Below are 14,893 nucleotides of genomic sequence, written 5' to 3' on the forward strand. Positions count from 1 at the left end.
TCCGCGCCCCGGGCTACGATGCTGCCGTCGGCCCTACCCCGGCCCCTGCTCCCGCCCCTGCCCGCCCCCTCCACCGGTCCCTTCCGCGAGTCCGTGCGCCTGTCCCTGTCCCCCGGGGGCCCGTCGCGCGCTGCTGATGAGGAGAAAGGCCATGTCCGCTGCACGGCCCGTCGAGTGGGGCGATGTCGCCGCCGCGACGATGGACGGTCTCGCCGTGGTGGACCGCGCGGGCCGCTTCGTCCAGCTGAACCCGGCGGCGGTCGCGCTGTGCGACGCGCGCGTGGAGGCCGATCTCGTCGGGGCCGCCGCTCCGTTCGCGCTCACCAAGGAAGCCCCTGCCTGCCCTGGGCTGCTGGAGGACCAGTCCGATGAGCAGGTGGCCTACTGGGTGACCGGCTCCGGGGCGCGCCGCGAGTTCGCCTACCGGGCCCGCAATCTGCCGGCCGACCCGGGCCTGAAGGTCGTGTCGTTCCGCGACGTGACGGACGAGGGGCACCGCCACCGCAGGGTCGCGGCCATCGCCCGGACCTCCGTCTCCCTGGCCTCGGAGGGATCACTGGGCTCGACCCTGGACGCCGTGGCCGCGCAGATCGTCCGGACCGACGGGCTGGCCGGGGTGCAGATCCTGATCCTGGACAGTACGGGCCGGGAACTGCGGCTGATGGGCTCGGCGGGCCTGCGGCGCTCGGAGACGTTCCTCGACCGTCTGCTGGAGTGCCGCGACCGGGGCGCCCGGCTGGTCATGCTGGACACCCTGAAAGAGCGCAGCCCGATCGTCCTCCCCCACCGCTGGGACGAGATCCGCTCGGACCCTGCCTGGGAACCCCTGCACGACTACCTCGGCGAACTGGCCTGGGACTCCTTCGTCAGCGTGCCGTTGACGGTGCGCGGCCGTGCCGAGGGCGTGCTGAACGCGTACTTCGCACCGGGCCAGGAGGTCGGCACCCGCACCCTGGAGTTCCTCGTCGCCATGGCCGAACAGGCCGCCCTCGCCGTCGACTACGCCACGCTGCTGCAGCGTGAACGCGACGGGGCCCGGCAGGACGAACGTCAGCGTCTGGCCCGGGATCTGCACGACTCGATCGTCCAGCAGGTGTTCTCGATCGGCATGCAGGCCAACGCGGTGGGCGTACTCGGAACGCGCGGCCTGCCGGTGCCCGCCGACTCCGTCCGGCACTTCGCGGACGAGATCGGAACGCTCGCGCGGACCGTCCTCGCCGATCTGCGGGCGATGGTGCACGAACTGCGCCCGTCCTCCACCGCCGGCCTCGGTCTGGAGGAGACGGTGCGGACGCTCGTCAGGAGCACCGAGAACCGGACCGGTCTGGACTTCCGGCTCCGGTTCGGGCGGGGGCTGGACTCGATCGACCCCGAACTCGCCGAGGACGCCTACCGGATCATCGCGGAGGCCATCCACAACGTGGTCAAGCACGCGGAGGCCACCTTCGCCACCGTCCGCCTCGGCGTCCACGGCCACACCCTGACCGCGACCGTGACCGACAACGGCTGCGGACTGCGGGACGCGATGGGGAGCCCGGTTCCTCCGGAGGGGCACCGGGACGTCGGTGCGGGGACGGAGGCGGGCGCTGAGGGTTACGGACTGACGACCATGCGGGAAAGGGCGGAACGATGGGGCGGCACCATGAGGATCAGGTCGCGCGCGCAGACGGGTACGACCGTGCGCGTGGTCGTACCCCTGCCGGTACAGGTGCCGGACTCCTCCCCCGGGGACCCGGACAGCTCGGCGAACACCCCGCTGACGGTGCGGCTCTGAGCAGCGGGGAGCCCCGGCGGACCCGGGTGCTGATCGTGGACGATCACGCCGTCGTACGCCGTGGCATCCGCGCCTATCTGGAGGTCATGGACGACATGGAGGTCGCCGCGGAGGCGGCGGACGGGCAGGAGGCGCTCGCCCGGCTGGACTCGATGGCGGCCCATGGCGAGCTGCCGGACGTGGTGCTGATCGACCTGCTCATGCCCAGGATGGACGGCCCGACCGCGATCGGGCTGATCAGGGAACAGCACCCCGGGGTACGGGTCGTGGTGCTGACGAGTTTCGGTGAGATGGAGCGCGTCCACGCCGCCCTCGCGCAGGGGGCCGCGGGTTATCTGCTCAAGGACGCGGAGGCCGGCGAGGTGGTCTCCGCGATCCGCGCGGCGGCACGGGGAGAGGTCTTTCTCGACCCCGCGGTGGCCCGGGGGCTCACCCAGGAGATCGTCGCGCCGCCGACCGGGCTCGGTGCGCTCACCGGCCGCGAGCGTGATGTCCTCGTCCTCGTCGCCGAGGGACGGTCCAACCAGCAGATCGCCGACGAACTGGTGATCAGCGAGCGCACGGCCCGCACGCACGTGAGCAATGTGCTGCGCAAGCTGCGCCTCACCTCACGGACCCAGGCGGCGCTGTTCGCCGTACGGCAGGGACTGGTACCGCCACGCGGTTGAGCGATGCCTGTCCTGGCCGCGCCGGGACGCGGGACACCCGCCGAACCGGTCGACGGGCCGCTCCTGAATGACGGACCGGCGAAGGCCGAATGTCGGGACCGCCCTACGTCATCTGTCTCCACTTCCTCCGCTGTGCTCCCTTCCTCTTCTGCCGGCGGCCATTGCGCGGCCATCATCCGGAAACCTGCCGGTCGCACTGGAGCGACCGGCGTCGGCACGGTGACGGCCGCGGGCCGCACCGAGGAGGCGAGCGCATCATGAGCGTGCAGCGGCCGCACATCGAGTCGGGCGGGCTGTTCATCGCCGGAGCGTGGCGGGAGGCGGAGTCCGGGGAGCGGCGTGATGTCGTGGACCCGTCCACGGGCCAGGTCGTCACCACGGTCGCGGAGGCCGGCGAGGCCGATCTCGACGCCGCTGCGGGCGCCGCCCGCGAGGCGTTCGACGAGGGTCAGTGGTCCCTGGCCCCGGCCCGCGAACGCGCCCGGGTGCTTAACCGGGTGGCCGGCCTGATCCGTGAGCGGGCGGACGAGATCGCCGCCGCCGAGAGCCTGGATGTCGGCAAACCCGTCACGTTGTCCCGGGCGGTGGACGTGGAGACGGCGGCCGAGACCTACGAGTACTACTCCGCGCTGGCACAGAACCTGGACGGCGCCACCCGGCAGCTCTCGATCCCGGCCCATGCCTACACCCGGCGGGACCCCGTCGGTGTGTGCGGGCTGGTCACCCCGTTCAACTTCCCGTTGATCCTGAGTTCCTCCAAGCTGGCCCCGGCGCTCGCGGCCGGGAACACGGTCGTGCACAAGCCGGCCGAGGACACTCCGCTCAGCGCGCTGCTGATGGCGGACATCCTCACCGCCGCCGGGGTGCCCGCCGGGGTGGTGAACGTGGTCACCGGCGGCGGCGCCCTGGGCGGGGCCCTGGTACGGCACCACTTGGTGGACAAGGTCGCCTTCACGGGCTCGACCGGCGTCGGACGCGTCGTGGCGGGCACCGCGGGCGAACGGCTCAAGCCCGTGACCATGGAACTGGGCGGAAACGCCGCCCAGATCCTGTTCCCAGACGCCGACGTGGAGAAGGCGGTCGGTGCGGTCATCAAGGGATTCGTCTACAACACCGGGCAGTTCTGCATGGGCGCCCCCCGGCTGCTCGTCCACAGCTCCCTGCACGACACGGTGGTCGGCATCCTCACCGAGGCCGTGCCGGGGGTACCCGTCGGCGACCCCTTCGACCCGGCCACCGTGGTCGGCCCGATGGCAGGTGAACGGCACCTCGAGAACGTCGAGAAATACGTGGAACTCGCCAGAAAGGACGGCGGGCAGGTCGTCGTCGGGGGCGAACGACTGGAGCTCGGGGGCGGCTACTACTACAGACCCACGGTCATCACCGGCCTGGACAACGACGCCCGTACCGTGCAGGAGGAGGTCTTCGGCCCCGTACTGACCGTCCAGTCCTTCGACACGGAGGACGAGGCGGTCGGGCTGGCGAACAGCACGCCGTACGGCCTGGCCGCCGGTCTGCACACGTCCGACCTGGCCCGCGCCCACCGGGTCGCCGCGCGCCTGCAGGCCGGCATCGTCTGGGTCAACGACTGGGCCATGCTCGACCCGTCCATGCCCTTCGGCGGCGTCAAGCAGTCCGGCTACGGACGCGAATCCGGCCCGGAGGCACTCCAGGAGTACACGAGGACCAAGTCGGTCGTCATCTCCCTGGCCTGAGCCGGGCGGCCGTGCCCCTTTGCCCGGTACGAGGCCGCCTTCAACCGGGCAAGGGGGCGCGCGACCGCTGCCGTCGGGGCTCGGACAGGGCTCGGAGGGAGCGTGCGCGCCCGTCAGGAGGCGATACAGGGCTACGTAAACAGACGTATTTGCCGGGTTGGCTCGCCGTCGTCCTGCTTGTCATCTTCGGTCTGCAAAAAGAGCCTTGTCCCGCCGATATCAGGCCGAGGCCGGGGAGCCGGACCAGGGGGCGGGACAATGATCATCCTTCAGCGGAGCATCTCCCGGGACGGCGCGGCCGCGGAGTCGATGCCAGTGGAGGTCACCGTCGAGGTGCCCGCCACGGTCTTCACGACCGGGCCCGACCGCGAGGCGATACGCACCACCGGTGAGACCTCTCAGTCAGCGTCCTTCGTCCACACCGCGGGCGACGACCAGTATCAAGTCGCCCTCCCGGAGACCGTCCTGACCGGCCCCACCGACGATTCGGCCACCGCGGCCGCGCTCTTCTTCCGCGCCGCCCTCACCGCGGGCGACACCGACGCGCTCACGCTTCCGGTCCGTGTGCGGTACCGCTCGCTCGACGGTCAGTGGCTGGGCGAGCAGGCCTTCGACGTGCTGGCGATGGCGAAGCTCAGCCCCGACGCCGACCGGGAGGGCCCCCAGCGCCCCCACGGAGTGCGGTCGAGGACGGCGTACTTCCTCGTGAACAAGAGGAAGTTCCTCGCGCTGCGCGAGCAACTAGCCGTCCACGGTGCGGACTTTCCACTGGCAGCTCTGCTGTCGTATCTCACCCAACTGGTGGACGGCGTCCCCGGCTTCGCCGACGCCGACGCGGAGAAGATCACCTCGCTGCTGAGGGACCAGTCCTCGGTGCGCGACGCCGACCGGCTGGTGCAGGCTCTTGGGCGGGCCCACAGCTCCCTCGTCGACAATCCGCTGACGATTCCCGAGCCGAAGACACTGACCGTCGCCGGAACCCTGACCGTCAACGGCCCGCCGGAAAACGCCCTCTCCGCGCGGGACTTCGCGCCGTTCGACGTCTGCGCCGAGTGGACGGACACCGAGGGCCGCCCACGGGCGTACCGCTTCCGGTTCGACACGGACATCGTGGTGACCGACCGCTCCGCCCCGTTCGAGCTCACCGACAGCGGACCGTTCTACTCGAGCGCCGTGCTGGCCGACGTACGGGTGAGCGTTCACGGCCTGGACGGTTCCACGCTGTGGAGCCGGAGCCTGCGGCCGGACGATCCCGCCCTGGCTGAGCTGCGCGCCGTCGTCCCGGCCCAGACACCGACCACTCTGGTCCGGCCGGATGCCCCGCCCCATGACGCCAATCTGCGCCTTCGGGGCCGGGTGGTGGTTTTCAACAGGGATTGCGCTGTCAAGGACATCCTCGTGCTGGTGCAGGTGAGGAACGCCGACGACCAGGCCTGGCGGGCCGTGGGCGCGGCGAAGGCGGACAGTGCGGGCAACTTCACCATGCCCTACCCCTACGGCACGCACGCACAGGCCCGGGCCGTCTGCTCGGTGGCGCCGGACGACCCCGTCGAGATCCCCGTCGTCGCCTCCGACGGCGATCGGACCATCTCCGCCGACTTCCTCTACCTGTTGGTCCGCAACCCCCGGGCCTCCGACGGGCCCTGCTCGGGGGACGACTGCGGATGCGGCACCGCGGAGAGCCCACGTCGGCTCCCCGACCACTCCGACCTGATCGGCTCCGACACCTACTCGCAGGACATCGGCGGTTCCTGCGTCAACCTGTCGACCCCCAACCGCACCATCAACGAGTTCGCCTTCCAGGCCGTCGTACGGACCTCCGATCCGGACGTCGCGACCTGCCGCCTCACCCGGAAGCAGACCGGACTCGCCTCGCTGGACGTCTCACAAGTCGCCGCCCTGGCCACCGGAGCCGCCGCCCTGCACAGCCGGGCGGTCACCGCCCTTCTCGCGGCACGGCAGGGCGTGGAGCTGAACGCGGGGCCGTCGGCGGCCACCGTGCTGAAGGCCGTGGAAGCAGTGCAACCGCACGTCCTCGCCGTCGCCTCCGCCTTCACCGCGGACGGCCCGCCGATCACCCTGAGCGCGTTGGCCGCCGCCCGGGAGCACATCGCCTCCCTCGTCTCCACCCTGCGGGCGACCCGTGACCAGGCGGCGGTGGACGGCTTCGGCTTCCCGCCAGAGGCGGCGCAGACCATCAGCGCGGCCGAGGCTCTGCAACCGCTGGTCGGCCAGGCCGTCGACACCGTCGGCACCTCGGTCCACTACGAGCTGACCGGCGCCACCACGACCCGCGTCCGCCGGCCGGTGGGGCTGCACAATCCGATCGAGTGGCAGAACGCGCCCGAGACCCCGGACCCGCCGGCCACTGCGAGCCCGCTCCCGTTTCCCCGCTGGTGGGCTGCCTCCCTGGGCTCCCCGGGTTCACCCTCCTCACCCGCCTCCCCGCTGTGGCCGCGCGTCCCGTCCGTCCCCCACCTGTCCCGGCCGCAGACCGATCCTGTGCAACCGGCGGACCTGCACGCCGAGTTCTCTCAGGCGGTCAGTGTCGCGACGGGGCACATCCTGCACTACAAGGTGCTGTTCAAGGCCGACGGATACTCCCTCGGCGACCTGGTCTACTCCCTCCCGCTGGCCCCCGGGCAGAAGAAGGAGATAGCGGTCTTCGAGGCGTCGAGGACCCTCGCCGGCGCCGAGGCCCAGCAACTGGCCCAGGACGAGACGCTGGCCATGGGACTGGTGAACGAACGAAACGTCACCAGCCTGCTCGCCGGCGGCATCGACGAATCGCTGCGCGGCAACTCCCGCGCGAACACCTCCGGCGTCAGCTACGGCTTCGGGGCAGCGGGCCAGGGCTCCGGCGGCACCGGTGCGTACGGCGGCTCAGGTGGTGTCGTCATCGGCGTCGCCGGCGGAACCTCGCAGGCGAGCAGCAACGCCCAACAGGACGGCTCGCGCGACGTGGCCCAGTTCTTCAGCGAGCGGCTACGGCAGTCGATCATGCAGAACGCCGAGGCTTACCGGCAGCTCAACGCCTCCGTCGTCACCAGCGTCCAGCAGAGCCAGCGGTACGGGGTCACCAGTGAAGTGATCGCCAACCACAACCACTGCCACAGCCTCACCATGATGTATTTCGAGGTGCTGCGGCACTACGCGCTCTTCCACGAGCTCGCCTCTGTGGAGGAGTGCGTCTTCGTGCCCCTGCCCCTGGCGCGGTTCTCCGTGGAGAACATCGCCGCGTGGCGCGACGTGCTCGCCCCGGCGCTGCTGCCCATGCCGTCGGACACCTACCTCCAGCCGTCCACCGGCCCCACCGCAAACGGACGGCGGCAGCATCCACTGCTGCCCGCCTTCGACGCCGTCCAGCGGCTGCGCACCGCCTACGCGAACGTCGACTTCCCCGCCGCCTCCTACGACGAGGAGCCCGTCCGCTTTCTGAGCGGCCGGATGCAGTTGCGTGTGGCCCTGCCCCGCCCGAAGACACGCTACGACCGGGTCAAGAGCCTCCCGGTGATCAGCAAGACGGTGGTCACCGACCGGGTGGACGTGTCGGCGACACTCAAGTCCACGTGGGTCGACGGTCTGGCGGCGGGCCTGACCGGCGGCCTGTCCCTGCTGTTCACAGGACCGCCGGGCAGCAACATCGAGTACAAGACGGCTCAGGTCGAAGGCAGGAAAGCCCTGTTCGACGCATTCATGACACTCGACGCCAACTATGAGAGCGTGCCGCCCGCGCGGTGCATGCGCGTCAAGAACTTCGACCCCGTGAGCATCACCGCCAACGGAGTGACCGTCACGGTGTCCGGCCTCGACTTCTTCCAGGACGGTCAGCGCGACCGGGAGCAGTGGGAGCTGTACGGCCGCCTCCTCGGGTACAGCGATGTGCTCGACATGCTCACGTACTACTTCGGCGGCCGGCTGATCTCGGAGTGGGACGACATCTTCTACCAGGACATCGCCCCGCTGGTCTTCGACAGAATCATCAACAGCGTGCGGCTGAGCGACTTCGCCGTCGACACCACGGCGTCCAGCCGCTACACCGGCGGCGAGCGGCTGATCGAAGTCACTCTCTCGGGGACCACGAGCAAGCGCCGCAATCAGCTCCCCGACCAACTCCTCCTCGACGTCACCAGTGCCACCGCCCGGGCGCTGCGCGGCTACGTCACCCTGAATGTGGAGAACGTACGGCTGGACTACGCCACCGCCCACTACCGGGGGCCCCTGTACGCCGGCGGACTCCGGGACGGCCTGCTGGACGGGGTACGGCTCGACGTCCCCCTGCGCCCGGACGAGAAACGCAATCCGCGCCGGGAGGACAGGTATCTGGTCTCCGCACTCGTGGAGCATCTCAACAACAACCTGGAGCACTACAACAAGCTGCTGTGGTCCCGGCTCGATCCGGACCGCCGTTACATGCTGCTGGACGGGTTCGGCATCCAGGTGTTCCACGCCGACGGCACCCCTGTCCCGGGTCCGGCCGGGCTGCGCAGCCTCGCGTCCGTGGTGAAGAACGAGGTCGTCACCGTCGCCGGCAACTCGCTCGTCCTGCCGGTCGCGCCCGGCTACCGGGTGAGCGGTTCCTTCGTACGGGCCACCGTCAGCGGCGAGGACGCGCCGGTCTCGCTGCTGGACCACTACCAGCCGCTCACCCCGGTCGAGCCCTACCGGATCAGCGTCCCGACCCGAGGGGTGTTCACCGAGGCCGTCATGGGAGCGTGCAACGCCTGCGAGAAGGTCGAGACCGACCGGCTGCAGGACTGGAGCCGCTTCGGCCTGGACGCGACACCCACGATCGAACCGGTCACCCTGCCCACCCCCGCCCTGGACGAATGGAAGGCAGCCTTCAAGGACTTCGCCGCCCCGATGGTCAACGTCCAGAACGCCCCCGCGGTGCCCGAGCCGGGTGCGGGACTCGCCGGCCTTTCCGGACTCCTCGCCAACAGCGGGGTGTTCAGGGACCTCACCGGGCTGGACGCCAACCAGCAGAACGCGATCCGCACGTACCTGTCGAACCAGGAGAACGCCAAGGGCTTCGCCGAGATGGCCAAGGAGATGGCGACCCAACGCCACAACACCCAGAACAGCGGCCGGATCATGGACTCGATCACCGCAGCCAAGAACTCCGGCGCGATCAGCCAGGAGGACCAGGGGCGGCTCGTCAAGGACCATCTGCGTCAGCAGATCGACGGCGGGGCGGGCCGACAGGCCGAGGCCGAAGCTGAGGGACAGAAGACGGCCACCCCGCTCAGCCAGGCAGCCGTCCGGGCCGTGGCCCAGGGCAAGGACGTCACGGCCAGCCGCCTCGACAGCTCCGGCAACAGCGAGTCGGTCACGATCCGCGGCACGGCCTCGTCCCGGGTGCTCGCGGAGGTCTCCGGCACCGTGCCACATCTCCGGCAGCGCCGGGAGGAGGACTGCTGGGCGGTGGCCGCGGCGATGATGGCGGGCTGGAAGGAGAACCGACCGGACATCACTCCTTTGGCCGTGGTGAGCGCCGCCGGACGGACCTACCGGGACATCTACCTCGCCGACACCGGTCTGTACGCCGAGGACAAGAACGACTTCGTGCTGCGCGTCCGGATGGTCGCCGAACCGCCGGCGAGCTACCGGCTGGGACAGTACGTGGACTGGCTGCAGACCTACGGGCCCCTCTGGGTGACCACGGACGGGGCACCCGGACAGCAGTGGTCACCGCATGCCAGGGTCCTCATCCGGATCGCCGGGACCGGAACGGAGGACGGCCACGGGACCTACTTCACCTTCATCGACCCGAGCACCGGCAGTGAGGCGACGACGGAGTTCGCGGAGTTCGTCCGGGACTACGAGGCGATGGTCCATGACAGCCCGCTCGACGTGCGACCGCGATCGCAGGTCGTGCACTTCATCGAAGGCCGCGACAAGACCGAGGGTTTCCAGATCGAAGGGCCCTTCGGCATCCACGAACCCATCCACGAACTGGTGACCCTCGCGGCTCTGTCCCGCTCTGACGTACCGGTGCCGCGCCGTGTGCGGGCCGGGACCCACCAGCCGACGAACGAGTTCTGCCGCGGCGTGATCTGGAACGACGACCCCGCGATCCTGCTGTTCGACGAGGACCCGGAGAACAACTGGAAGTTCACCACCGGGGTTTGTTGGTCGTTCGCCTTCAAACGGGCCGGTCGGGCTTCGGTCAACGACCGTACCAACCTCACCGGCCGCTCCCACTACTTCGACCTGCAGTTCCTGCACGCCATGGCCGAACGGGCCGGGGAACCGCCGTGGGACACCCTCGCGCAGATCATGCTCTGGGCCGAGGTCATGTACCGGCTGTCCATAGGTGACGGCCTGTCGGGCGACGAACAGTTGGCGGCCGTTCCCGTCACCTCGCGCGTCGTCCACAACGAATTCACCTATTCCTACGCGCTCAGCCGGTTCTTCGACGGCTCCACCCGGCCCAAGGGCACCGACACCCTGCGCCACCTGCTCACGCTCGACAGCGCCTACGGCTCGGTCGACCTCGGCCGCCGCGCGATGGGTTCGTTGCTGCACCTCGTGCAGGACTCCTACGCCCGCGGCCACGTCAAGCGGACGCTGCTCAACCCGGAGGACCTCCTCCCCGGCCGCGACGACGCGTTCAAGTCCGGCACCCACGGCCGCTACGGCGGCATCGAGACCTTCCACTGCTACAGCGGACAGGACTCCGACGCACACAACGCATACGACAAGCCGGCCGGCGAACTGCCGCACATCGAGGACATCACCTCGTTCGACCCCCTCATCGGCGCCCGCGACGCCGTCGCGGCGAGCCGGACCCTGCTGAACATGTGGCACGCACAGACACCGTGGGACGCGCCGGGCGGCCCGAAGGAGTACCTGGAGAGCACGGTGTTCATGCTTGCTCCCACAGCGACGCACGCCAACCCGGACGTCTGAACGCCGGAGCATAACCACCTCTCCGGTCGTGCCCGGACGAGGTGGGCCGATGTGGGCCCTTGCCTAGAGCGCACTCCACGCGACTAGCGTGAGTCCATGAAGTACACGCAGCTCGGACGCACGGGACTCAAGGTCAGCCGGCTCGTCCTCGGCACCATGAACTTCGGTCCGCTGACCAGCGAGGCCGACAGCCACGCGATCATGGACGCGGCGCTGGATGCGGGCATCAACTTCTTCGACACGGCGAACGTCTACGGCCGGGGCAAGGACAGGGGCCGTACCGAAAGCATCATCGGGAACTGGTTCGCGAAGGGCGGCGAGCGGCGGGACAGAGTCGTCCTCGCCACCAAGGTGTACGGCAACATGGGCGGGGACGGCGCGGCGTGGCCCAACCACGACAAGCTGTCGGCGGTGAACATCCGGCGCGCCGTGGACGCGTCGCTCAAGCGCCTCCAGACCGACTACATCGACGTCTACCAGTTCCACCACATCGACCGGAACACCCCGTTCGAGGAGATCTGGCAGGCCGTCGACGTACTGGTCCAGCAGGGGAAGATCCTCTACGTCGGGTCGTCCAACTTCCCTGGCTACAAGATCGCCCAGGCGAACGAGATCGCGGCCCGTCGCGGCGGCACCATCGGCCTGGTGAGCGAGCAGTGCCTCTACAACCTCTACGAGCGCCGCGCCGAGATGGAGGTCATCCCGGCCGCGCAGGAGTACGGCCTCGGCATCATCCCGTGGTCGCCGCTGCACGGCGGTGCGCTCGGCGGCGTGCTGAAGAAGGAGGTCGAGGGCGGCCGGCGCAGCGAGGGGCGGGCGGCGGGCGGCATGTCCGGGCCTGAGGTACGCGCCAAGCTCCAGGCGTACGAGGATCTTCTCGACAAGCACGGGCTGGAGCCCGGTGAGGCCGCGCTGGCCTGGCTGCTCACCCGCCCCGGCGTGACGGGCCCGATCGTCGGCCCGCGCACGGCGGAGCAGCTCGAATCCGCCCTGCGCGCCGTTGAGTTGGAGCTGAGCGAGGAGCTGCTGGACGGGCTGGACGAGATCTTCCCAGGACCGGGACCGTCCCCGGAGGCCTTCGCCTGGTAGGACTCGCCGCCACCACGGCCAGGACCAGGAGGAACAGGTCGTGGTGGCGGCCCTGCGGGCGCCGGACGGATGCCTGTCAGCGCATGAGGGACTACGCCGTGGCGAGTTCCTGGACGGTGTCGCCCAGGGTGCCCGCCACTTCCTTCCATTCGGTGAGGGAGATCGTCAGGGGCGGCAGGAGCTTCAGGACGTGCCCCGCCCCCGAGGTCTCGGCGACGACACCGGCGCGGAACAACGCATCCCTTATCCGCTCGGCCGTCCCGGAAGCGGGGAATCTCAGTCCGGCCATCGCTCCCTTGCCGACCACTTCGGCGGCACCCGCCGGGAGTGCGTCCGTGATGCTCGCGAGGGTGGTACGGATCGCGGCGCTCAGTTCGGCGGCGTGGTCGGTGAAGTGCGGGTCGGTCCAGTAGTCGAGTGCCGCGGAGCCCGCCACGAAGGCCAGGTTGTGGCCACGGAACGTGCCGTTGTGCTCGCCGGGGGCCCACTGGTCGATCTCGCGCCGGATCAACAGCGCTGCCATCGGCAGCCCCATTGCGCTGAGGGACTTCGACAGGCAGACCAGGTCGGGGCGGAGTTCGGGGGTGTCCTCGAAGCTGAAGAAGGTTCCGGTACGTCCGCAGCCCGCCTGGATGTCGTCCACGATGACCAACGTGCCGCTGGCGTCGGCGAGTTCACGGATCCGGGCCAGCCACGCGCGGGGAGCGGCGTGCAGTCCGCCCTCGCCCTGGACCGTCTCCAGCAGGACCGCGGCGGGCGGAGGTGTCGCCGCGCGCGGCCCGAGGGCGTGTTCCAGGGAGGCGAACGGATCGGGCTCGGCCGCGTCTCCGTACGGCAGGATCGTGACGTCCGTCAGTGGTACGCCCGCCGCGCCGCGCAGCAGCGGGGAGGTCGTGGCGGCGAGGGCGCCGAGGGACGCGCCGTGGAAGCCTCCTTTGAAGGCGATCACCTCGGTACGCCCGGTGACCTTGCGGGCCAGCTTCAGCGCCGCCTCGACGGCGAGCGTTCCGGCCGGTCCGGGGAACTGGACGACATGGTCGCCGAGGCCGCGCGGCCGAAGGACGATACGGGTGAACCGCGCCAGGAAGTCGGCCTTGGCGGTGGTGTGCAGGTCGAGGGACTGCACCGGGCCGCCGGCCGTGAGGTAGGCCGTCACCCGTTCGACGATCTCGGGCGGGTTGTGGCCGTAGTTGAGCGAGCCGGCCCCGCACAGCAGGTCCACATAGCGGCGCCCCGAGGTGTCCCACAGATGGTGTCCGGCGGCTCGTTCGAAGACCACCGGAAAGTCTCGGCAGTAGCTGCGTACGTTCGACTCGTGACGTTCGAACAGCGCGAGGGGCGTCCGGTCGGTCTCGGCCATGTCAGCACGTACCTTTCGTGTCGACGGTTCTCGTAACGCGTCGCGGGCCCACGTCACTTGAGGGGTCACTTGACCAGCACCGTCCCGTCACCGGGACGGTGGTCCCGGGAACGGCGCAGGTCGCTGAAGGCGAAGGTCCGCTGGAGCCAGCGGTCTTGGCCGTCGTAGCGCGGGGTGAACGCCGAACGGCCGTGCAGGGTGATCCGGTTGTCGACGACGGCGAGATCGCCGGGACGCAGCAGCACCCCGGTGTACGTGTGGTGCGCCACCTCGGCCAGTTCGGCGAGGGCGGCCCGGCCCTCGGGGGTCACCGCCTTGGTGGCCGCCTCGTCGAAGCACCAGTCGGGGTCGTACGGGTCGCCGGTGAGCACGGCGTGCGCGGTGCCCTCGCCGGCCCGGCCGAAGGACGGCGGTGCCTCGGTGACGTACTCGGGCCTGCCGAGCGCCTCCCGGGAGCCGGGTGTCAGCAGCGGCAGGACGCGTCGGGCGCAGCTGGTGCGCAGTTCGGCCTTGCCCTCGTGGTCGGGGCGCAGGCACAGCAGCATGACGTGGTCGGGGCGATGGGGGTGGAAGGCGTTTTCGGTGTGGAAGGTGAGTTCGACCGAGCCGACGTTGCCCTGGACCGTCTCCTGACCCGGCACCGGCACGACGTCCTGGACTAGGGCGCCGGACTTCTCCGCCGCGAACGCGGCCGGCTCGCCGAGCCCGGCCGCGAACAGCAGCAGCGTCGCCGCGGACAGGGACGGGCCGTGCTGGACCGAGCCCTGCACCATCGGGGTCGGCGCCAGGCGCGCGGCACCGATGGGCAGCCGCCGCAGGACGAGGGCGCCGTCGGGGCCCGAATGTCTGCGGAACTCCCTTACGGTGCGGCGTATTTCGGCGGGGACGTCCTCCCAGGCGTGCCGGGCGAGGGCCACCCATGCCGGGTCGTCGACCCGGTCGCCCGCCTGGTCCAGCAGTTCCGCCGCCACCTGGCCGAGCCGGGCCAGGGTGCGGGCGTCGTACCGCACCGTGCCGTCGGCGCTCGCCGGGGCGTGCGGTGCCCGCGTCATGTCGACGCTGCTCACGTGCGTGTTCCCCTTCGTCCGCTGCGTTCGCGTCACTCGCCCATGGCCCGGACGAGGCTCTGGGGGCGCAGGTCGGTCCACTCGCGTTCGACGTACTCCAGGCAGGCGGTGCGGCTGTCCGGGCCGAAGACGGTGGTCCAGCCGGCGGGCACGGGGCTGAAGTCGGGCCACAGCGAGTGCTGGCCCTCGTCGTTGGCCAGGACCAGGTAGGTGCCGTCGGGGTTCTCGAAGGGGTTGGTCATGACGGGTCGGTGTTCCTTTCGGGAGCCGGGAGGCGCTTCGCCTCCCGGTGCGGGTGGTGGGGCGAA

8 protein-coding genes are annotated in these 14,893 nt (G+C 70.4%); 5 read left to right on the forward strand and 3 right to left on the reverse strand.

Annotated features, from left to right (window positions below):
- Positions 1-151 precede the first annotated feature (151 nt).
- The 5 genes from ABZ855_RS05330 (at position 152) to ABZ855_RS05350 (ending at position 12,158) form a co-directional block, all read left to right on the forward strand.
- On the forward strand, positions 152-1,774 hold the full coding sequence (locus ABZ855_RS05330; RefSeq protein ID WP_360801242.1) for a GAF domain-containing sensor histidine kinase: 1,623 nt from the start codon (positions 152-154) through the stop codon (positions 1,772-1,774).
- A 26-nt stretch (positions 1,775-1,800) separates the two neighbouring features.
- Positions 1,801-2,442, forward strand: coding sequence for a response regulator transcription factor (locus tag ABZ855_RS05335; protein WP_360801245.1), 642 nt, complete (start codon positions 1,801-1,803; stop codon positions 2,440-2,442).
- 257 nt (positions 2,443-2,699) lie between these two features.
- A complete protein-coding gene (locus ABZ855_RS05340; RefSeq protein ID WP_360801248.1) occupies positions 2,700-4,157 on the forward strand; it encodes an aldehyde dehydrogenase family protein in 1,458 nt (485 codons plus the stop codon).
- A 258-nt stretch (positions 4,158-4,415) separates the two neighbouring features.
- A complete protein-coding gene (locus ABZ855_RS05345; RefSeq protein ID WP_360801251.1) occupies positions 4,416-11,069 on the forward strand; it encodes a papain-like cysteine protease family protein in 6,654 nt (2,217 codons plus the stop codon).
- Between the two features lie 96 nt (positions 11,070-11,165).
- The gene (locus ABZ855_RS05350) at positions 11,166-12,158 is read left to right on the forward strand and encodes an aldo/keto reductase (RefSeq protein ID WP_360801254.1); all 993 of its coding nucleotides are present in this window, start codon (positions 11,166-11,168) and stop codon (positions 12,156-12,158) included.
- Between the two features lie 91 nt (positions 12,159-12,249).
- Here the strand turns inward: ABZ855_RS05350 and ABZ855_RS05355 are convergent, their stop codons facing one another.
- The 3 genes from ABZ855_RS05355 to ABZ855_RS05365 all read right to left on the reverse strand — a co-directional run bounded on the left by ABZ855_RS05355 (position 12,250) and on the right by ABZ855_RS05365 (position 14,827).
- Entirely contained in the window at positions 12,250-13,518 is a 1,269-nt protein-coding gene (locus ABZ855_RS05355; protein ID WP_360801257.1) for a diaminobutyrate--2-oxoglutarate transaminase, read from the reverse strand.
- A 65-nt stretch (positions 13,519-13,583) separates the two neighbouring features.
- Complete coding sequence (locus ABZ855_RS05360) at positions 13,584-14,585, reverse strand: TauD/TfdA family dioxygenase (protein ID WP_360801260.1); 1,002 nt, start codon at positions 14,583-14,585, stop codon at positions 13,584-13,586.
- Between the two features lie 32 nt (positions 14,586-14,617).
- Complete coding sequence (locus tag ABZ855_RS05365; protein WP_360801263.1) at positions 14,618-14,827, reverse strand: MbtH family protein; 210 nt, start codon at positions 14,825-14,827, stop codon at positions 14,618-14,620.
- Positions 14,828-14,893: the final 66 nt, after the last annotated feature.

This window comes from Streptomyces sp. NPDC047042 (assembly GCF_040644035.1).
Classification (GTDB): Bacteria; Actinomycetota; Actinomycetes; order Streptomycetales; family Streptomycetaceae; genus Streptomyces.

Excerpts from the sequence above, each read along its gene's own strand:
- ABZ855_RS05365 (WP_360801263.1), bottom strand. The coding sequence starts at position 14,827 with ATGACCAACCCCTTCGAGAACCCCGACGGCACCTACCTGGTCCTGGCC.
- ABZ855_RS05330 (WP_360801242.1), top strand. The coding sequence starts at position 152 with ATGTCCGCTGCACGGCCCGTCGAGTGGGGCGATGTCGCCGCCGCGACG.
- ABZ855_RS05355 (WP_360801257.1), bottom strand. The coding sequence starts at position 13,518 with ATGGCCGAGACCGACCGGACGCCCCTCGCGCTGTTCGAACGTCACGAG.
- ABZ855_RS05340 (WP_360801248.1), top strand. The coding sequence starts at position 2,700 with ATGAGCGTGCAGCGGCCGCACATCGAGTCGGGCGGGCTGTTCATCGCC.
- ABZ855_RS05350 (WP_360801254.1), top strand. The coding sequence starts at position 11,166 with ATGAAGTACACGCAGCTCGGACGCACGGGACTCAAGGTCAGCCGGCTC.
- ABZ855_RS05345 (WP_360801251.1), top strand. The coding sequence starts at position 4,416 with ATGATCATCCTTCAGCGGAGCATCTCCCGGGACGGCGCGGCCGCGGAG.